We start from the raw sequence: 21,529 nt of genomic DNA on the forward strand, positions 1-21,529 counted from the left end.
TTTGGACGTTTTGGATTAAACATTAATGCAAAAATAACATTCACAGACGAATTTGAAACTTTTACGCCACATCATTTTATTTAATTCCATTCTTTTACTGTCTGTCGCCAGTAGTAGTGCTGCTGCTTTTTCCGGTTTTTCAGCCTTCCAGGTGCGCCAGCAGACCGATACAACGAAAAGAGATACCACAAAAAATAAAGTTAAAAATAATAAAGACGTTGATTCAAAAATAGAATATTCGGCTCAGGACTCTACAAAATATAGCAAAGACAAGAGTATTATCTACCTGTATGGTAAGGCTCGTGTTATTTATCAGACCTTTGAGCTGGATGCGGATTACATTCGTTATAACTCTAAAACCAATGTTGTTTTTGCCAGTGGACGTAAGGATGCTAAAGGAAAATACATAGGAAAACCCATTATTAAAATGGATAAAGACGGTTCGTCCATTGCCGATTCTCTATATTATAATACAAAATCGGGTAAGGGGACTATATTCAATACCTTTACGGAGCAGGAGGGCGGCTTTTTCTCCGGAGGGCAGAGTAAAAAGCAACCGGATGATGAGATTCATGTTAAGAACATGATCTATAGTACATGTAACCTGCCTCATCCCCATTTTGGGTTTTTTATTACCAAGGGTATTGTAACCAAGAATCAGGTAATTACCGGGCCGGTATATCTGGAAATTGAAGATATCCCTTTGCCATTGGCGCTTCCTTTTGCCTTTTTTCCAAAACCCAATAAAAAATCATCCGGGGTTATTGTACCAAATATTGGTGAAGACGGGACGCTTGGTTTCTTTTTAAGGGACGGAGGATATTATATAGGGATCAGTGATTACTGGGATGCCAAAATCCTGGGAACGATCTATACCAGGGGATCGTATGTTTTAAATACGTATACCAATTATATGAAGCGGTATAAGTATAACGGAAGTATTAACCTGAGTTATACCAGTACCAAACAAGGGGTAGAGGGAACGATAAGCAATTCTGCCAACAAGGATTTTCATATTTATTGGTCACATTCACAAAATCCAAATGCAAATCCGGGAACTACCTTCAGTGCACATGTGGATGCGGGTACAGGATCTTATTTTGTAAATTCCAGGAATAATGGAAATTATAATCCAGGAGGGATCTCAAGAAATGCTTTGGCATCCTCGGTCAATTATGGTAAAACCGGTACTTGGTATAATTACAACGTTACTTTAAGTTCCAGCCAGGAGTTACAAGCCAAAACAATCAGTTTAACTGCGCCGAGTTTCACCTTTAACGTTCAGAGTTTCAATCCTTTTGATTCCAAGACGAGGGTAGGTGAGCAAAAATGGTATCAAAAACTGAATGTTGGTTATGCCATGCAGGCTTCAAATACGATTAATACGACCGAAAGTGAGTTGTTTAAGCCAGATGCTTTCAAGAAATTTCAAAGTGGTATGAGCCATGACATGACGGCTTCTCTGCCTTTTACATTGGCTAAATATTTCAACCTGAGCATCAGTTCTGGTTATACGGAGCAGTGGAATTTTCAGACTTATCGTCAAACGATGCTGAAGATCATTAACCGTTCAGATTCGCTGGTATATGATACTATAGCTGGATTTAAGCGTTTTGGGGTGATTAAGCCGATCTCGTTTAGTGCTTCAACTAAGATCTACAATACCGCGCAGTTTAAAAATCTTGGAAAAATACAAGCCATAAGACATGTGATGACGCCTAGCGTGAGCATGAGCTATACGCCGGCAAATTCAAGCGGCATGAAGGATTTGCTCTATCAGGATGGAACGAATGTTTATGATCCGATATACAAACAAAACAGGACCTACTCCATTTTTCAGGGCTCCCGATTTTCGGGGTCTTCAGGAGCGAAGTCGGCCACGATGGGATTCAGTTTGAATAACGATGTTGAATTAAAGGTGGCTAACCCCAAAGATACAACCGGAACGGGAACCAAGAAAATTCCAATCATTCAGGGGTTGAATTTCTCGAGTGGTTATGATTTCTTACGACCGGCGTTTAAACTTTCCAATATTTCCTTTTCTGGAAGGTCGCAGTTTACGGAAAAAATCGGTATCAATTTTAGTGGCTCCTTTTCTCCTTATGCAACGATGCCGGACACATTGAATACCGGAAAAAAAATATTACAGGATAAATATACCTGGTCAAATGCACAACTGCCTCGTCTTACGCAGTTTGGTTTTTCTTTTGACTATAGCTTTAATCCAACCACTTTTCAAAAAAGGCAGGATAATATGGATAAGTTAAACCAGGCTTCGCAGATTAAAGGCATTACACCAGAACAAGCCAATGCGCTTGCTGCGATCAGCAGGGATCCAAATGCTTTTGTCGATTTTAATGTGCCATGGAATCTTTCCTTTTCTTATTCCTTCAATTACAATACCGATGATGCTGGAAATACACCAACAAGGAATAGTAATTTGACTTTCAGGGGGGATTTTAGTCCAACCAATAAATGGAAAGTTACTTACGAATCTGGTTATAACTTCCAAACCAATAAGCTTGCATTAACTACTTTTACCATTTACAGGGATCTTCATTGCTGGGATCTTCACTTTACATGGGTGCCATTTGGTGCTTTTAAAATGTATCAGATGACGCTGAAAGTTAAAGCATCTATTCTTCAAGATTTAAAATTAAGTAAACAGGCAAGTTCATACTACAATAACTAATCATCATCAACTATGTTAGCTGAAATTATTACTATAGGCGACGAAATCCTTATCGGGCAAATCGTTGATACGAATTCTGCATGGATGGCGAAGCAGCTTAATCTGATCGGGATTAAAGTGAAACAAATTACTTCTGTTTCAGATGATGTAGATCATATTATTGAAGCGCTGGACGAAGCAAGGAAAAGAGCTCAGATTATCCTGATTACAGGGGGCTTAGGGCCTACAAAAGATGATATTACTAAAATAACACTGGCCAGGTATTTTAAAATGGGTTTCAGAAGAGATGAAGAAACCTTAAAGCATGTGGAAGGTATTTTTGAGCGGTTTAAACGGCCTATGCTGGAAGTGAACAGAAAGCAGGCTGATGTTCCGGATGGTTGTACGGTGATCAAAAATAAAAATGGAACTGCACCCTGTATGTGGTTTGAAGATCATGGAGACATATTTGTGTCTATGCCTGGTGTACCTTTTGAGATGATGTATTTAATGGAGGATGAAATCCTTCCCAGGTTAAAGAAATCGTTTAAATTGCCGGTGATCTACCATAAAACAATTTTAACAGCCAACATAGGGGAGTCTTTTCTGGCGCAGGAGATAGAAGAGATAGAGGATAGCCTTCCAGCCGCGATTAAACTGGCCTATTTGCCGAGATTAGGACAGGTTCGCTTAAGACTTAGTGCTTCAGGGGAAAATGAATCGGCTTTAAAACATGAGGTTGATCATTATGCTGATCTGATTATACAAAAAGTTAAGCCTTTTGTTGTTATTGATGAGGACGTACCCTTGGAAAAAGCTTTGCTTGATCTTATGGAGGCTAAGAAACTTACCTTATCCACAGCAGAAAGTTGTACTGGCGGTTATATTGCTCATCTGATTACCCAACACCCCGGTTGTTCAAAGGTATATGAGGGGGGCGCAGTTACCTATTCTTATGAATTAAAGGAATCTGTACTAGGAGTTCAGAAAACAACCTTAAATGATTTTGGAGCGGTGAGTGAGCAGACCGTAAAAGAAATGGCTGAAGGAGCTGTAAAACACTTTAAAACGGATTATGCTGTTGCTGTGAGTGGCATAGCTGGTCCTGATGGAGGTACGCCCGATAAACCGGTTGGTACCGTATGGATTGCAGTGGCAAGTAAGAATGGTGCAGAGGCTAAAGTTTTCAATTTTGGAAATAAACGGGCGCAAAATATAGAGCGGTCTGCCATTGCAGCATTGAACATGCTGTTTACTCGGGTAAAGGCAGAATCTTCCAAATAAAAGTCTGCATTGGGTCTGATTTGTAGAATAAATGAGATTGAATTCAAAGTTAACTATCATTAAGTGTTCAAAAAGATTTACTTTTGCAGCGGATACCGAATTTTAAATTTACTGTAAACCAAAATGGCTCAATACGAATTACTGTTACCCAAAATGGGGGAGAGCGTTGCAGAAGCAACCATTATTAAATGGGTTAAACAACCCGGTGATATGATACAGCTGGATGACACAATATTGGAAATTGCTACCGATAAAGTAGATTCAGAGGTACCGTCGCCAGTTGCAGGTAAACTGGTTAAACAGTTGTTTAAGGAGGATGAGGTTGTACAGGTGGGTGCAGTTATTGCTATTATCGAAACCGATACTGCTGCAGTTGCATCTTCCCCGGCAGAAGAAAAAATTGCAGAAGATACTCAAGAAGAGATAATAGAGAATATTCCGGGAACAGAACAATTACCATCTGCACCTTCGGTTGTTGATTACCAAAGTTCTGATCGTTTTTATTCTCCTCTTGTGAAGAGCATAGCCTCACAGGAAAACATTAGCCTCGATGAATTAAATACAATTAAAGGCAGCGGTGCTGACGGGCGTTTAACAAAAGACGACCTGTTAAACTATATTCAAACCAATAGAGGTGGTGTACAGCAGCAGACTTCTGCACCAGCAGTTCCTTTATCAAAAACTGAAATTACACCTGCAGTTACAGCGGCTAAACCTGCACCTGCAGCGGTGAATAGTGTGAGTGGCGGCGACGAGATCCTGGAAATGGACAGGATGCGCAAACTTATCGCAGAGCATATGGTGATGAGTAAACAAACTTCACCTCACGTTACCTCCTTTGTGGAGGCGGATGTGACCAATATGGTACTCTGGAGAGAAAAAGTGAAAAAGAATTTTGAAAAACGGGAGAACGAAAAGATCACTTTTACACCAATTTTTGTAGAAGCTGTAGCTAAGGCCATTAAAGATTTTCCGATGATCAATGTAACCGTTAACGGAAATCAGATCATTAAAAAAAGAGATATTAATATTGGAATGGCAGCCGCTCTTCCAAGCGGTAACCTTATCGTTCCTGTGATCAAAAATGCGGACCAGCTGAACCTGGTTGGATTAACTAAATCTGTAAATGATCTGGCCAATCGTGCGCGTATTTCAAAGCTGAAACCAGATGAAACTCAAAATGGAACATTTACTTTAACCAATGTTGGTTCATTCGGTAATGTAATGGGTACGCCCATTATTAACCAGCCTCAGGTTGCCATATTGGCCGTAGGTGCGATTAAAAAGAAACCTGCCGTATTGGAAACGGAATTTGGTGATGTGATTGCGATCCGTCATATGATGTTCTTATCCTTATCCTATGACCATAGAGTTGTAGACGGTGCATTAGGTGGTTCATTTGTGAGACGCGTTGCTGATTATCTGGAAAACTGGGACGTGAACCGTGAAATATAAGAAATAGCCATAATCAAAAAGGCCCTTCATGTGTGAAGGGCCTTTTTTTTATCAAAACAAAAACTAAAAATGTAATTAACTTAATGCACAGCGGCTTCTTCTTCAGCAACAGCTTTGATTTGCTGCTCTGTATAGTTGTATTTTCCTGTATGTGCAATAAAGATGTCTTTTTGCTGTAGCAATTCTCTGTTTGCTAATAAATCTTTAAGACTCACACTTCCGATGACATATTTATAATCCTCGCGTGAGAAACGTTCCACAATATTTTCGATTTTCAGCTTTTCGATAGTGTATTCATGTACATAACGGATATAGACTTCTATATTTACATTATCTGTGTGGCTTAAACCATTGTGCTGGTTGTACTTTTTATATTCGTACTTATAACCATAACGTAAAGCAGCAATATCCGACAAGACCGCAGCACCGGTAGGATGACCACCAGCTCCCTTGCCAAAAAAGAATTGTTTATCTGCAAATGCTGCCTGTACAGTTACTCCGTTGTATTCATTCTCTACGTTAAACAGGAAATCGTCAGACTTTACAAATTTTGGCAATACATAAGTAATGATCTGGCGTGTGCTGATCTTTCTTGCTGTAGGCACTAATTTTATCTTGAAATTCTTTTCCCTTGCGTAATTAATGTCATTGGCAGAAAGGTGCTGAATACCCACATTTAAGATTTTATCCGGATCAATGAATAAACCATAAGCATGTGCTGTGGCAATGGCCAGTTTAAACTTAGGATCATAACCTCCTACGTCCAGAATAGGATCGGTTTCAGCGAAACCAAGATCCTGAGCTTGCTTTAAAGCAACGTTGTAATCCAATCCTTCATTAAAGATCTTAGACAGGATATAGTTAGAAGAGCCATTGAAAATACCACTGATGCCATGTAGTAATTCATTGTCATAATATTCTTCCAGGTTTCTGATGATTGGAATACTTCCACATACAGCACCTTCATACAATAAAGATGCACCATATTTTTCCTGTAGTTCAACCAGTTCCGCCAGATTATTGGCAATCATTTTTTTATTGGCTGAAACGACGTGTTTTCCGGAGGTTAAGGCTCTCTTTACAATATTGAAAGCAACTTCTGCATCATCAATTAATTCAACTATAGTATTGATTTCCGGATTGTCCAGTAATTCATTATGGTCTGTTGTAAACAGGCGGGCATCCAGATTCCTTTTTTTGTCCGGGTTTTTAATGGCAATCTTTATAATTTCCAGATTAAGGTCTTGTCCTTTAATAATGTCGTGCAGTCCCTGTCCAACCACTCCAAAACCAAATAATCCAATTTTAAGCTTCTTACTCATCTATGCTGTTTTATGTAGTTTAATTATTTTTTTATTTATACTTTCTTTTAAAAAATTGCCAATAACATTTGTTAAAGTATCGGTCTCTATTAAAAAGCCATCATGGCCATATGCTGAATTGATGCTATGAAACTCTGCTCCTTTAATATGGTCGCCAAGGAACTTCTGTTCATTGATCGGAAACAGTACATCATTTTCTACACCAATAACCAGTGTATTTGCCTTTACATCATTTAAGGCATCGGTAATGCTCTTTCTGCCACGGCCAACATTATGGCTGTCCATGGCTTTGCTCAGGTACCAGTAACTATAGGCATTGAAACGTTTACAAAGTTTTTCTCCCTGATAGTTTTGGTAAGAAGAGGCCCTGAAGCCAGTTGTTTTGTCATTTACGCTTTCTAATTGAGTAGAAGCGTATGCATCATAAGTCCTGTAAGACAATAAAGCAATACTTCTTGCTACTTTGAGGCCTTTTAGTCCACCTTCTGGCTGCTGTGCATAAAAAGTACGGTCTGCACTAATGGCCAGGCGCTGACTTTCATTAAAGGCGATTCCCCATGGAGAATGCACGGCATTGGTAGCTACAAGGATCAGGTTTTCTATTTTATTAGGTTCTGAAATTGCCCACTCCAATGCTTGCTGTCCACCCAATGAACCACCAATCAGTACTTTCAGTTCATGAATTCCCAGATGATCAGCCAGAAGCTGGTGAGCTTTTACGAAATCCCGTATGGTAAATTCCGGAAAGGCCAGATAATAGGGCCGGCCGGTTGCAGGATTGGTACTTAAAGGGTTTGTAGTGCCGTAATGAGAGCCGATTACATTTGCACAAACTATAAAGTGTTCTTCAGGATTAAATAGTGCGTTACTTCCAAATAAACCTTTCCACCAGTCCAGCACATCTGCATTCGCAGTAAGGGCATGGCAAGCCCAGATCACATTATCTTTCTTTGCATTTAATTTGCCGTAAGTATGATAGGCGATCTGTAAACCGCGGAGCTTTTTACCACTCTCCAGTTTAAAAAGCTTTGTATAATTATAGGTGTTCGTCGTACTCATTTTGTTTTGTTTGTTGATTTTAAGCAGGTATTATTAAGGATTAATTTTACTAAAAGCCTGCTCAAAATCGGCTTTGATATCATCGATGTGTTCTATACCTACAGAAACACGTAAAAGCGTAGCGCTTACACCTGCTGCTTCCTGCTCAGCTTCACTCAATTGCTGATGGGTGGTTGCTGAAGGTTGTATGATCAATGTTTTTGCATCTCCAACATTTGCCAGATGACTCACTAATTTAAGGTTGTCTACCACTGCTGTTACATCCTCTTTACTGCCTTTTAGTTCGAAAGAAAGTACTGCGCCAAACCCATGTTTAAGGTATTTTTTTGCATTGGCATGATAAGGGCTGCTTTCCAGCCCTGGGTAATTCACCTTGGCAACAGAAGGGTGGTTTTCCAACCAGGCAGCTAAGGCTAAGGTATTGTCTACGTGGCGTTGTACGCGGAGGGATAAAGTTTCCAATCCCTGAATTAATAGAAATGAATTGAAAGGGGATTGGGCCGGACCAAAGTCTCTTAATCCTTCTACCCGGGCACGGATGGCAAACTGGATATTTCCGAAAGGACCATTGCTGCCAAATACATCGTTAAATACAAGTCCGTGGTAACCTTCAGAAGGTTCTGTAAACTGGGGGAATTTTCCATTGCCCCAATTGTAATTTCCTCCGTCAACTATTACACCACCAATACTGGTACCGTGGCCACCAATCCATTTTGTTGCAGATTCGACAACAACATGAGCTCCATGTTCCAAAGGACGGAACAGATAGCCGGCAGCTCCAAAGGTATTGTCTACAATCAGCGGAAGATCGTGTTTGCTTGCAATACCTGCAATCTTTTCAAAATCCGGAATGCTGAAAGAAGGATTGCCTATGGTTTCCAGATAAATGGCTTTTGTATTCTTGTCAATCAAGGGAACAAATTCTTCAGGGTGATCTACATTTGCAAAGCGGACCTCTATACCTAATCGTTTAAAGGCTACCTTGAACTGGTTGTAGGATCCTCCATATAAATGCGAAGAAGATACAAAGTTGTCTCCGGCCTGTAATATATTATTCAAAGCAATAAATTGCGCTGCTTGTCCCGAAGCTACAGCCACGGCAGCTACTCCGCCTTCCAATGCCGCCACACGTTTTTCAAAAACATCTGTTGTTGGATTCATGATCCGGGTATAGATGTTCCCAAATTCTTTCAGGGCAAAAAGATTGGCCCCGTGTTCAGAGTTTTTAAAACCGTATGAAGTAGTTTGATAAATAGGGACTGCTCTGGAACCAGTTGTCGGATCTATCTCTTGTCCAGCGTGTAATTGTAGGGTTTCAAATTTATATGATGTTGACATGTAATCTTAAGTTAAGTGTATTGCTATTGTTTGTTGAATAGACTTTAGGAATTTCTAAAGTACAGGATTAAAGCGTACCTTCTGTTGGAAGGCCTTCCGGATTTGATAGAGCTACAAAAAGGAAGATTTTTTGATTTAGTATATGCAGCAGCACATACAAATAGCAGGCATTACATAACAACAAATAGAAGCTCTGGTTGAATTTAATTCAACAGTTGGATTGGGAGACTTCTGATATTCGCTATTGCGGATTTTAATGTTGTTAATGTTCATCTTAGTTCAAATTTATCTTTCCATAATAACACCTGTTATTTGGTCAGGAATTGGCACCTTCTTCCATTAGGTAGGGTTGCCAGTGGGTCAGGGAGCCTGTCTCTCGCCACTTCTTTATAAATCAAACCTTCACTTAGAGAGGTATTGACTTTGTCAGCTATTCGCTGATTATGCGTCAAATGTAGTAATAAAAAATTATAAGCAAAATAAAATTCTGAAAATTTTATAAATAACACCAGTATGTGCAATTAAATTAGGTTAATATTAATTAGGCAACTTAATATTATTCCTTAGGTCAATGCCTGTTCTAAATCTGCGATTAAATCATCAATATGTTCAAGCCCGGCAGAGATGCGCACCAGGTTTTGCGGGGTCTTGGTGTCTGGTCCCTCTACAGACGCGCGGTGCTCAATTAAGCTCTCTACACCGCCTAAACTTGTGGCCTGAGCAAACAACTGGACTTTGTTCACCAGGGCTCTGGCTTGTTCTGCTCCCCCTTTTACAAGAACAGATAACATTCCTCCAAAAGCACTCATTTGTTTACTGGCAATCTTGTGATCCGGATGAGAGGAAAGACCAGGATAATAAACGGCTTCAACGTTTGGATGTTTCTCCAGAAATCTGGCCAATGCCAGCCCATTGGACGAATGGCCCTGCATACGATAAGCCAGGGTTTTAAGACTTCTGAGCAGCAGGAAGCAATCAAATGGTGAGGGAACCGCACCGCCTATTTGCTGGATATTTCTGATTTTTTCCCAAAAAGCATCTTTTTTTGCAGTAATTAAGGCACCACCAAGAACATCACTGTGGCCGCCAATATATTTTGTAGTCGAGTGCATCACCAGATCAGCACCAAGTAACAGTGGGTTTTGCAAGGAGGGCGACGCAAAGGTACTGTCGCAGGCAAAAATTAACCCGTGCTTTGTTGAGATCTCGGCCAGGACCGCAATGTCTGTAATTTTAAGCAGAGGATTTGAAGGCGTTTCTGCCCAGATCAGTACAGTACTTGGCTTTATATAAGTTTCGATTTGCGCTGTGTCAGTCAAATCGATAAAATCAAAGGTCAGAGTGTCTGCAAAAATGGACTGTAATTGTTTCTTAAAACCCCAGTACATATCATCAGGTGCAATAATGTGGCTTCCAGGCTTTAAGGCCTGGAAAACGGCCATTCCTGCGGTATTTCCAGAAGAAAATGTACATGCATCCTGACCTTTTTCCAATTCAGTGAGCACTTTTTCCAGTGCATTTCTGTTTGGATTGCTGACACGACTGTACATATGGCCACCAGGATAATTGCCATGCTCATCCCGAAGAAAGGTTGTAGATAAGCTGATTGGAGAAGTAACATCGCCAGTTGCGCTTTTTATGAGGTTTCCACTATGTATAGCCAGGGTTTCAGGTTTCATTGGGTGCAGAATTTAGGTTGATTGATATAGATACAACAAATTTATAGGATAAAATGAGAACTGCAGTTTTTTTGGCAAGATTTATGCATTGTTCCAGTCAAAATAAAGAACATGAAAAGAATATTAGTTATAGCAGCCATTTTATGCAGTTCATTAATGGTTTTGCAAAGTTGCTCAACCCCTAAAGGCAGTTCTGCTTCTGCTAATCTGAAAAGAGGAAACGTAACAGGTAACTGGGTATTAAATGATATAACTTTTGAAGGTATTCCTTCTATTGCAGTAAGGTCTCTGTTTGATGAGCCTTCTTATAAATGCTTTATTGGAAGTACGTGGCGCTTAACCAATAGTGGTAATGGAAGTTATTCTTTACCGGGAGGGAATGAATGTGCAGCGAAGATACAAACCATATTCTGGTCAGTAAGTACTGGTGATCAGACTTTTCAGTTCAAAAAAATATATGAAGGCGATAAAGCAAAAAATGTGACTTCAGGTTACAGGATGGTACTGGCTTCGACATCAGATAACAATTTAGTGATAAAATCACCTATAGAGTATGGAAATACCACCGCTTATGTGGTCATGAATTTCTCTAAGGCAGCAAAATAATTTTGGTTAGTATATTTGGTTTAGGTTGAAAAGGGGCTCTGGTTAAGCCCCTTTTTTTGTACCCGTAAATTTGTCTTACTTTTACCGTATGGAAAACGAGGATAGAAACCCTTATGTACTCTTTACGGCGCAAATACTAAAAGACTGGAAGGATAACGGCGTGAACTATGTAAAAGTAGTAGAACTGGATGCAGGAATGGCGGTTAAATTTTTTGAACTCATTCCCAATTCGGAAATACCAGATGCAGCAGAAACGATTTACAGCATTCATTCAGAAGATGTAACTGAACTACTTGAACCGAGCAATAAGGTTAAATTCCTTGTGCACGAAATTTATCTGGAAGAAGAAGACTAAAAATCAAAAAAGGGGTTTATGAATATTTTCATAAACCCCTTTGGTATAAATTTAATAGATTTCTTAGGCCTGGTTTTCTTCCACCCACTTACGGGCATTAACAAATGCTTCCATCCATGGAGATACTTCGTCTTTACGACCTGCAGGATAGTTTGCCCAGTGCCACTGGAATAATGAACGTTCAATATGCGGCATCATCACGAGATGTCTTCCTGTGTTGTCGCACATCATTGCCGTATTGTAATCAGATCCATTCGGGTTGGCCGGATAAGTTTGATAAGCATATTTCGCCACGATTGCGTATTGATCTTCAGCATAAGGTAAATGGAATTTACCTTCACCATGTGATACCCACACCCCTAAGGTGCTGCCTGCCAGCGTAGAAAGCATCACCGAGTGGTTTTCCTGTACTGTCAGGGAAGTGAAAATGCTCTCATGTTTATGACTTTCGTTGTGAAGCATTTTAGGTTTGTCTGTATGATCTGGATTGATCAGGCCAAGTTCTACAAACAATTGGCAACCATTACAGATTCCAACAGATAAAGTATCCGGGCGTTTGAAGAAATTTTCGAGGGCTATTTTTGCTTTCTCATTGTACATAAATGCACCTGCCCAGCCTTTAGCGGATCCCAGAACATCTGAATTGGAGAAGCCACCTACAGCACCAATGAACTGAATATCTTCTAAGGTTTCTCTTCCGGAGATCAGGTCAGTCATGTGAACATCCTTTACATCAAAACCAGCAAGATACATTGCGTTGGCCAATTCCCGCTCTGAGTTACTTCCTTTTTCACGGATCACTGCAGCTTTAGGTCTTGGTTTAGAAACATCAATTGTTGGTTTTTTTCCATCAAAATGTAATGGGAAGGTATAGTTTAGAACGTGATTTTTATAATTGTCAAAGCGTTCTTTCGCTTTAACCGGACCGCTTTGTTTCTTGTCCAGTAAATACGAGGTTTTAAACCATACATCCCGAAGATGATCAATGTCAAGATTCAATTTTTCACCTTGGTTCGTCACCTTAAGCGTTGCCGAAGAGGTTACTGTACCTATTTTATGGAAAGCAATATTGTTTGCTGCAAGAATAGTTTCGACATCACTGTTTGCCTGGAATACCACACCAATATTTTCTGCAAAAAGAACTTTAATGCTGTCTGTCTCTTTCAAAGGAGAGAGGTCTATTGATGCGCCAAGATTACGGTCTGCAAAGCAAAGCTCTAATAAAGTAGTAATTAAACCTCCACTGCCAATATCATGTCCGGCCTGGATCTTCCCTGTTTTGATGAGTTCCTGTAAAGTATCGAAAGTGACTTTAAATTGGGCCGCGTCTTTTACATCTGGTGTTTCATTACCTATCCGGTTGAGAATTTGGGCAAAAGAAGAACCACCCAGTTTGTAATCGTCGTTAGACAAATTAATATAATAAATGTCACCTCCATCTTTTTGAAGTACAGGCTCCACTACCTGGGTAATGTCACTGCAATTTCCAGCTGCTGAAATGATGACTGTACCCGGGGCAATCACCTCATCATTTTTATATTTTTGTTTCATTGACAGGGAATCTTTACCCGTTGGGATATTGATTCCAAGTTCAATCGCAAAGTCAGAACAAGCTTTAACCGCTGCATATAATCTGGCATCCTCACCTTCATTTTTACAAGCCCACATCCAGTTTGCAGAAAGTGAAATACTTTTTAAGCCATCTTTCAGAGGTGCCCAGAGAATATTCGACAAGGATTCTGCAATTGCGATACGGCTTCCTGCTGCAGGGTCGATTAAAGCGGATAAGGGAGCATGTCCAACGGAAGTTGCGATGCCTTCTTTACCCTGGAAATCCAGTGCCATAACACCGCAGTTGTTCAAAGGTAATTGTAAAGGACCTGCACATTGCTGTTTGGCAACGCGGCCACCCACACAACGGTCAACTTTATTGGTCAGCCAGTCTTTGGAGGCTACTGCCTCCAATTGAAGAACCTGCTCCAGGTAGGTGTTAAAATCTGCTGCATGATAGGTTACCGGCTGATATTTACGATCTACAGTTTTATCTTCCATCACCACTTTAGGCGAACTTCCAAACATGTCCTTTAATTCCAGGTCCATTGGTTTGGCGCCAGTAGTTGCAGATTCAAAAGTAAAACGGTGGTCACCGGTAACTGTACCAACGGTATACATTGGTGAACGCTCCCGGTCGGCAATTTTCTGCAGTGTAGAAATATGTTCCTGACTAATCACCAGTCCCATACGCTCCTGAGATTCATTGCCAATGATTTCTTTAGCCGAAAGGGTAGGATCGCCAACTGGTAATTTATCCAGGTCAATTTTGCCACCAGTTTCTTCCACCAGTTCAGAAAGACAGTTCAGGTGGCCACCTGCGCCATGGTCATGTATAGAAACAATAGTATTGTGTTCACTCTCCACCATTCCACGAACGGCATTGGCTGCTCTTTTCTGCATTTCAGGGTTAGAGCGCTGGATGGCATTTAATTCTATACCAGAACCCAATGCACCAGTGTCGGCAGAGGATACAGCTGCACCTCCCATACCAATTCTATAGTTTTCACCACCAAGGATGACAATTTTATCGCCCGTTTCTGGTTTGTGCTTTTGGCTTTGGCTTGCTTTACCATAACCCACACCGCCGGCGAGCATAATCACTTTGTCGAAGCCAAGTTTACGGTCTTCCTCTTCATGTTCAAAAGTGAGAACAGATCCTGTGATCAGTGGCTGACCAAATTTATTTCCAAAATCGGAAGCACCGTTAGAAGCCTTGATCAGAATATCCATTGGTGTCTGATACAGCCATTGTCTTTCTTCCACGCCTTGTTCCCAGGGACGGTTTTCTTCCAGTCTGGAGAGCGCAGTCATATATACTGCAGTACCTGCCAGTGGAAGAGATCCTTGTCCACCTGCCAGCCTGTCTCTTATTTCACCACCAGATCCTGTAGCTGCGCCATTAAATGGCTCTACAGTGGTTGGGAAATTATGGGTTTCGGCTTTGATAGAGATGACCGATTCAAAATCACTTATTTTATAATAATCAGGTTCATCTGCACGTTTCGGTGCAAATTGCTGAACTTTTGGCCCTTTAATAAAGGCCACATTATCTTTGTAGGCAGAAACAATATCGTTTGGATTTTTTTCAGATGTCTTGCGGATCAATTTAAAAAGAGAAGAAGGTTGTTCAACTCCATCGATCACAAATTTGCCATTAAAGATTTTATGGCGGCAATGCTCTGAATTGACCTGCGAAAAACCAAAGACTTCGGAATCTGTTAAGGCTCTGCCAAGTCTCTGTGATAATTCGTTTAAATAATTTACTTCTTCGTCACTTAGAGATAGTCCTTCTTGTTTGTTGTAGGCTGCAATATCATTGATTTCCAAAATTGGTTCAGGCTGGATATTGATGTTGAATAAATCCTGATTAAGTTCACTGAACTTTTGCGAAAGCATTGGGTCGAAATCAGTAAAATTACTTTCTACCCGTTGAAATTCCTCAATTCTAATAATATCCTTAATATCCATGTTCTGGGTAATCTCTACGGCATTGGTACTCCAGGGGGTCACCATCGCTGCACGAGGTCCAACAAAATAATCTGTCAGAACGTTTTCCTTGCAGATTTGTGCGCCGCCAAAGAGCCATTGTAATTTCGTAATATCATCAGGGGAAAGGTTTCGTTCTATTTGTAAAGCGAAAACCGTTTTGGATTGGCTTGAGAAGAAATAAATCATGCTTTTTTTTTGAAGATGCAAATTTAGGTTAAAAAAACAGGATAAGCCATTTTTTGCGACTTGTTTTTACATATCTTCTTTGGAAGAGCTGGTTTTCAGAAAAGAACTCATGTTCCTGCTAAAATCCCGATGCTGTTTTAACCACCCCTCAACCGCAGTTCTTTCCTCATTTGTTCCTTCTAAAGCTGCCATCAGCGAACCAAGTTCTTCTTCATCGAGCCGGAAGTTTCTAAAAAAGGAAGCAAGCACAGGGTTTGTAGCTACAAATTTCTTGTTGCTTATGGTTTGTATCGTTTCTATATTTCCAAATGCAGCTTTAGGATCCTTTAGAAATTTCAGTTTAAAATTGCTGAACATATAATGTGGCGACCAGCCTGTTATTACAACAGCCTGCTTTTTGTCTATGCTTTTCTTTAGAATGGCGAGCATTGCTGCCTCACTTGAGGATTGAAGTTCCAGTTTCAAGTTGTAGTTTTTTAAAGCAAGTTCAGCTTTATTCATGATTCCAGCTCCAGCATCAATGCCGATGATTTTATGATCAAATAAAGAAGCATTAGCGTCCAAATCGTCAATACTATTAACGTTTACGTAATCGGGAACTACGAAGCCAATCTGGGCATGACTAAAATTGGTTCCTAAAACTTCAAGTTCCGAGCCATATTTTTGCATATAGTCTTTGTGTGTAACAGGCATCCAGGTATCCAAAAATACATCCGCATCTCCACGGGCCACAGCGGCGAAAACAGGCGCAACATCTGCATTTTTCAATTCTACAGCGTAGCCTTCTCTTTCCAGCAGTACCTTAGACAGTTGAGTCATTGCATTGCCTTCTGCCCAATTGACATAAGCTATGGTCACTTTCTTTTTCGTACTGGTATTCGTGCAGGAAAAGAGAAGTCCAGCCACAATGAACAGTAATAACCTGTTGATGAATTTATATAACATATCTTTTAATTTAATGTTTAATATCTTTATGAATTGAGTGCCCTCTTTCGGGTTGTTCCAAAAGATTGAGTGATGCGGTCCAGGATAATGGCCAGGATCACCACAGAAATACCACCCTCAAAGCCGAGCCCTATTTTTAGTTGGGTGATGCCTTTAAGTACGGTTTCTCCTAGTCCGCCCGCTGCAATCATTGCAGAAATGACCACCATAGAGAGTGCCATCATAATGGTTTGATTAACGCCAGCCAATATGGTCGGTAAGGCGAGAGGTAATTCTACTTTGAACAACAACTGTCTGGGGCTTGCTCCAAAGGAACGTGTTGCTTCAACGATGTCTTCAGGAACCTGACTAATGCGGAGTGTGGTTAAGCGAACGGCAGGAGGCATAGCAAATATAATGGTTGCAAAGGCACCGGGTACTTTTCCCAGCCCGAAAAACAATACTGCAGGAATCAGATAGACAAAGGCAGGCATAGTTTGCATAAAGTCAAGGATCGGCCGGATAATCTTCTTAGCCAACGGTTTCTTTGCGGCCCAAATGCCCAGGGGAATGCCCAATATTAAAGCCATAAAGGCGGAGGATAGAATCAGCGCCAAGGTGGCCATCGTTTGTTCCCAATAGCCCATTGCCCAGATCAGGGTCAGGCCGGCTAAAGTTAGTATCGTTACACCCAGACCGGTCCTTTTCCAGGCCAGAAATGCAATGAGCAGTATAACCACGAAAAAAGGGGGGGACATGAGTATCCATTCCACAGAATTTACTACAGACTCTACCACTACTTTGATCATATCGAATAAGGGCGCAAAATGCCTGGTTAGCCAGTTTATAAAATCTTCTATATAATTTCCTATATGTATCATATGATTTCGTTTTGAAGGTGATCAATAGCGTTTCCGGTTACATTCTCCCAGGAGGTTCCGGTTGTTTCAATGAGTAGTGAGGTTTGTGCAACAATACCTAGTAATTTGTTGTTGTCTCTATCTACAATGGGTACTGCACGGCCATTCTCTGCAATAAAGGGAAGCATTTGCTCCACTGTCGTTTCAGGGTAGGCCACGGGGATATCACTCCTAATGGCTTTTGCAATCACATGGTGGCCTTTGGATTTGATTTCCAGCAGGTCCCTTAGATAAACAAAGCCAAGAAATTCTTTGTCAACAGAAACTGCAGGTAAGGTCGTAAGGCCGGAAACACGCATTTTTCTCAAACTTCCTTCAACACCGTCTTTGCCTGCTATAGCCACTGTCGGTTTTTCAAACATCAGACTGGCCGCAGTGATGATCGATTTCCGGTCTACTTTTTCTACAAAAGAAGATACATAATCAGTCGCCGGATTGGTTAAAATCTCTTCGGGTGTACCAATCTGTATAATTTCCCCATCTTTCATTATGGCAATTCGGTCGCCCAGTCGTATGGCTTCATCGAGGTCATGTGTAATAAAAACGATGGTTTTATGCATGGTTTTCTGCAGATCGATCAATTCTTCCTGCATTTGTGTACGGATCAGCGGATCCAATGCAGAAAAGGCTTCATCCATCAATAATATCTCCGGCTCATTGGCCAGTGCACGAGCCAGGCCCACACGCTGTTGCATACCACCTGATAGCGCTTCTGTGGGTTGATTTTCGTAGCCCTTAAGTCCTACAAGTTCAATAACAGTCTTGGCTTTCTCTTCCCGTTCGGCTTCTGGTACTTGCTGAAGTTCCAGGCCAAAGGCTACATTTTCTACAACAGAACGATGGGGCAGGAGACCGAATTTTTGAAATACCATAGCCATTTCCTTGCGCCGTACTTCCTGAAGCTCTTTATCTGTTAGGCTGGTGATGTTCAGCTGGTCAAGGACTACTTTGCCGGATGTAGGCTCTATAAGCCTGTTCAGGCAGCGGAGCAAACTGGATTTACCACTTCCTGATAAGCCCATTATGACAAAGAATTCACCTTTTTCGATTTCAAAATTGGCTTCTTTAACTGCAATAGTGCATCCTGTCTGTTCAAGGATTTCTGCTTTGGATTTTCCCTCTTTTAAAAGTGAAAGTGCCTCTTCTTTTTCTTTTCCGAAGATAAGGGTGAGGTCTTCTATTTTAAGTTTGGACATATTTAAAAAATTTACATATGATGGCTTAATGGCCACATATCTTAAATGCTTTAAAAAAACATTAGTATTGAAAAAATGAGGGTGAAATACCCAATGACATTTAAGCAGCTGTTACTTTACGAATAGACGCACGAAGGGCGTATTTAACGGCGCTGTTTAAATTAAAAACGCTACAAAGGTAATAAAAAATAACGAATAGTCAAATTGTTATCTCAAAAGGATGGATTTAAGGAGGGGGCTTTAGTTGAAAACTGCTGTGTTCTACTCCATGGCTGTACACCTCTTTTACACTCCACTGACACCTTAAAACTGTTAAATAAACACCATTTTCTCAATTTTATGTTACTTTTGCCTCTATCAGATCAGAGATCAAAATATGGATACTACCGCAAAACTAACTTTACTTTTGAACGATCCGGATTTAGCGCAGCCCTTAAAGGCTATCGCACAGAAAGTTCAGAACAAAGAAAGAATAACTTTTGACGAAGGCGTTTATTTATACGAACATGCCGAACTGGGTTATCTTGGTGTACTTGCCAACCACATCAGAGAGGAAAAACACGGAGATAAAACTTTTTTTAACCGCAATTTTCATATAGAGCCCACTAATGTTTGTGTGTACGACTGTAAATTCTGTTCTTATTCCCGCTTAATTAAACAGCGTGAAGAGGGATGGGAGATGAGCGTAGACGGAATGATAGACATTCTGAAAAAGTATGACAACGAGCCCGTAACAGAAGTACATGTTACCGGAGGTGTAGTGCCAAAACAGAACCTTGAATTCTATGCCGACTTTTTCAAAAGAACAAAGGCGCATCGTCCCGATCTCCATATCAAAGCTTTAACACCTGTAGAATACTATTATATATTCAAAAAGGCAAAATTGAGCCATTATGATGGCATGAAATACCTTAAAGAAGCCGGTTTAGATTCCATGCCTGGCGGTGGCGCAGAAATCTTTCATCCTGAAGTCAGAGAAAAGATCGCGCATGATAAATGTAATGCCGAACAATGGCTGGACATTCATGAGCAAGCCCATAAATTGGGTATGCGTAGCAATGCAACCATGTTATACGGACATATTGAGGAATTCTGGCACCGCGTAGACCACATGCAACGTCTTCGCGAGTTACAGGACAAAACCGGAGGTTTTCAAGCCTTCATCCCATTGAAATTCAGGAATCAGAACAACCAGATGGATCATGTTCCGGAAGTTTCTGTGATTGAAGATCTGAGGAATTATGCTATTGCAAGAATCTACATGGATAACTTTGATCATATTAAAGCTTATTGGGCAATGATCAGTCGTCAAACTGCACAGTTATCCCTTAATTTTGGTGTTGATGATATTGATGGCACTCTGGACGATACGACCAAAATCTATTCTATGGCCGGAGCAGAAGAACAGACACCAGGAATGAGCACACAAGAACTGGTCGATCTGATCAAGCAGGTAGGCAGGCAACCTATAGAAAGAGATACATTATACAAGGTCGTAACCGATTATACAGATTTTGTGTTTGAGAATGAAGTCAAGCCTCAATATTATAAACTGCCAGTAATTAACTAATGGATAAAGAGTTATATATTATAAGGCACGGAGAAACAGAGTTAAATAAACATGGAATTGTACAAGGACGCGGCATTAACAGCGACCTGAATGATACGGGCAGAGCACAGGCTGAAGCTTTTTATCAGATGTATAAAAACATTCCTTTTGATAAGATTTATACTTCAAGCTTAAAGCGGACCCATCAAACCGTTCATAAATTCATCGCATCCGGACTGCCCTGGGAACAATTGAGTGGATTGGATGAGCTGGCCTGGGGAGAATGGGAAGGAAAGCCCAGTTCAGAGCATGCACTTGCCGTATTTCGGGACATAGTAGAAAAATGGCAGAGCGGAGATTACGACGCCAAATTTGAAGGTGGAGAAAGCCCGGCCGAAGTTGCTGTAAGACTAACAGAAGCAGTTGACCATATCAAAAGCCATCCCAAAGAAAAACTGGTTCTGGTTTGTATGCATGGCAGGGCAATGCGCTTGCTGTTGTGTTTACTTACCGGTAAGCCGATGTCAGATATGGGAGAATTTCCGCACCAAAATACCACACTCTATAAGGTTGCCCTTACTGGGGATACTTTTGAGATTACCGACTTTAACAATACAGATCATTTAAAGGAATTAAATAACCTTGGACAAGATTAAAATATCAGCAGTAGCTTATACCAATACTAAACCGTTCATTTACGGAATCGAACATTCAGACGTTAAAAACAAGATAGACCTTAGTTTAGATATTCCTTCGGATTGTGCCGCTAAATTAATAGATGGGCAGGTGGATATTGGCCTTATACCCATAGCTGCTTTCCCTCATGTACCCAATGCAAACATTGTGGCAGACTATTGCATCGGTTCCATCGGAGCCGTAAATTCTGTCTTTATTTTTAGTGATGTTCCAGCCAAAGAAATCAAAAGCCTAAAGTTGGACAGCCACTCCAGAACATCCAATAACCTGGCAAGGGTACTATTGAAATTCTACTGGAAACTGGATGTTGAGTTCACTACAGATCCAACTGTAAAAACAGATGCCATTGTTCTGATCGGCGACAGGACCTTTGGAAAAAAAAGCGATTACGCCTATGCCTATGATATGGGAGAGGAATGGATGAACTTTACCGGACTGCCTTTTATGTACGCCGCCTGGGTAGCCAACAAGGAAATTCCGAAGGAATTTATAGAGGAATTCAATGTTGCTCTGAAATCCGGACTTGACCATAGAAAAGAACTGCTCAAAGAACTTCCTGAAAACCCAGCTTTTGATCTGGACGACTATCTGATGCATAAGCTTGATTTTGAGCTGACCACGCAAAAAAGAGAAGCGATGACCTTATTTCTTTCCTACATCAAGGAACTGGGATAAAAGCGATATATTCACATTATTTAAATTTTCAACAAAACGTAAAGGCTAAATTTCAAGATAGTATATTTACG

The 21,529-nt window shown here is 40.7% G+C and carries 16 protein-coding genes and 1 riboswitch; of the genes, 8 read left to right on the forward strand and 8 right to left on the reverse strand.

Annotated elements, in window-relative coordinates; genetic code table 11:
* Positions 1–52 precede the first annotated feature (52 nt).
* From R2S08_RS08650 to R2S08_RS08660, 3 genes are all read left to right on the forward strand, one after another.
* The gene (locus R2S08_RS08650; RefSeq protein ID WP_316834783.1) at positions 53–2,692 is read left to right on the forward strand and encodes a putative LPS assembly protein LptD; all 2,640 of its coding nucleotides are present in this window, start codon (positions 53–55) and stop codon (positions 2,690–2,692) included.
* Between the two features lie 12 nt (positions 2,693–2,704).
* On the forward strand, positions 2,705–3,955 hold the full coding sequence (locus R2S08_RS08655) for a competence/damage-inducible protein A (RefSeq protein WP_316834784.1): 1,251 nt from the start codon (positions 2,705–2,707) through the stop codon (positions 3,953–3,955).
* 123 nt (positions 3,956–4,078) lie between these two features.
* Positions 4,079–5,410, forward strand: a complete 1,332-nt coding sequence (locus R2S08_RS08660; protein ID WP_316834785.1) for a dihydrolipoamide acetyltransferase family protein — start codon at positions 4,079–4,081, stop codon at positions 5,408–5,410.
* A gap of 80 nt (positions 5,411–5,490) precedes the next feature.
* Here R2S08_RS08660 and R2S08_RS08665 read toward each other — a convergent pair whose 3' ends face one another.
* The 4 genes from R2S08_RS08665 to R2S08_RS08680 form a co-directional block, all read right to left on the reverse strand.
* A complete protein-coding gene (locus R2S08_RS08665; protein ID WP_199075310.1) occupies positions 5,491–6,732 on the reverse strand; it encodes a homoserine dehydrogenase in 1,242 nt (413 codons plus the stop codon).
* Positions 6,733–7,791 (reverse strand): alpha/beta fold hydrolase, encoded by a 1,059-nt coding sequence (gene metX, locus R2S08_RS08670; RefSeq protein WP_316834786.1) that lies wholly within the window; start codon positions 7,789–7,791, stop codon positions 6,733–6,735.
* Between the two features lie 33 nt (positions 7,792–7,824).
* Positions 7,825–9,129, reverse strand: a complete 1,305-nt coding sequence (locus R2S08_RS08675) for an O-acetylhomoserine aminocarboxypropyltransferase/cysteine synthase (RefSeq protein WP_316834787.1) — start codon at positions 9,127–9,129, stop codon at positions 7,825–7,827.
* Between the two features lie 282 nt (positions 9,130–9,411).
* Positions 9,412–9,525, reverse strand: a riboswitch (SAM riboswitch).
* Between the two features lie 167 nt (positions 9,526–9,692).
* Entirely contained in the window at positions 9,693–10,808 is a 1,116-nt protein-coding gene (locus tag R2S08_RS08680) for a trans-sulfuration enzyme family protein (protein WP_316834788.1), read from the reverse strand.
* 111 nt (positions 10,809–10,919) lie between these two features.
* Between R2S08_RS08680 and R2S08_RS08685 the strand changes: the two genes are divergently transcribed.
* Positions 10,920–11,414: a lipocalin family protein gene (locus R2S08_RS08685; protein ID WP_316834789.1), complete on the forward strand. Its 495-nt coding sequence runs from the start codon at positions 10,920–10,922 to the stop codon at positions 11,412–11,414.
* 88 nt (positions 11,415–11,502) lie between these two features.
* Complete coding sequence (locus tag R2S08_RS08690) at positions 11,503–11,769, forward strand: hypothetical protein (RefSeq protein ID WP_133779790.1); 267 nt, start codon at positions 11,503–11,505, stop codon at positions 11,767–11,769.
* Between the two features lie 63 nt (positions 11,770–11,832).
* On the opposite strand, the gene purL is transcribed toward R2S08_RS08690, so the two are convergent.
* From purL to R2S08_RS08710, 4 genes are all read right to left on the reverse strand, one after another.
* Positions 11,833–15,498, reverse strand: coding sequence for a phosphoribosylformylglycinamidine synthase (gene purL, locus R2S08_RS08695; protein ID WP_316834790.1), 3,666 nt, complete (start codon positions 15,496–15,498; stop codon positions 11,833–11,835).
* A 66-nt stretch (positions 15,499–15,564) separates the two neighbouring features.
* Positions 15,565–16,443 carry a glycine betaine ABC transporter substrate-binding protein gene (locus R2S08_RS08700; protein ID WP_316834791.1) on the reverse strand — a complete coding sequence of 293 codons (879 nt, stop codon included), beginning with the start codon at positions 16,441–16,443 and terminating at the stop codon, positions 15,565–15,567.
* A gap of 26 nt (positions 16,444–16,469) precedes the next feature.
* Positions 16,470–17,303, reverse strand: a complete 834-nt coding sequence (locus tag R2S08_RS08705) for a proline/glycine betaine ABC transporter permease (protein ID WP_316834792.1) — start codon at positions 17,301–17,303, stop codon at positions 16,470–16,472.
* Positions 17,300–18,538, reverse strand: a complete 1,239-nt coding sequence (locus R2S08_RS08710; RefSeq protein WP_316834793.1) for a glycine betaine/L-proline ABC transporter ATP-binding protein — start codon at positions 18,536–18,538, stop codon at positions 17,300–17,302. Before R2S08_RS08710 ends, R2S08_RS08705 begins: the two co-directional genes overlap by 4 nt.
* Positions 18,539–18,914: 376 nt before the next feature.
* Here R2S08_RS08710 and mqnE point away from each other — a divergent pair, with 376 nt between their 5' ends.
* From mqnE to R2S08_RS08725, 3 genes are read left to right on the forward strand one after another with little or no spacing between them, the layout of a single operon-like run.
* The gene (gene mqnE / locus R2S08_RS08715) at positions 18,915–20,108 is read left to right on the forward strand and encodes an aminofutalosine synthase MqnE (protein WP_316834794.1); all 1,194 of its coding nucleotides are present in this window, start codon (positions 18,915–18,917) and stop codon (positions 20,106–20,108) included.
* Entirely contained in the window at positions 20,108–20,743 is a 636-nt protein-coding gene (locus R2S08_RS08720) for a histidine phosphatase family protein (RefSeq protein ID WP_316834795.1), read from the forward strand. Before mqnE ends, R2S08_RS08720 begins: the two co-directional genes overlap by 1 nt.
* On the forward strand, positions 20,730–21,458 hold the full coding sequence (locus tag R2S08_RS08725) for a menaquinone biosynthesis protein (protein ID WP_316834796.1): 729 nt from the start codon (positions 20,730–20,732) through the stop codon (positions 21,456–21,458). The genes R2S08_RS08720 and R2S08_RS08725 overlap by 14 nt, the downstream gene beginning before the upstream one ends.
* Positions 21,459–21,529: the final 71 nt, after the last annotated feature.

Source organism: Pedobacter nutrimenti, assembly GCF_032678445.1.
In the GTDB taxonomy this organism is placed as follows: Bacteria; Bacteroidota; Bacteroidia; order Sphingobacteriales; family Sphingobacteriaceae; genus Pedobacter; species Pedobacter nutrimenti_A.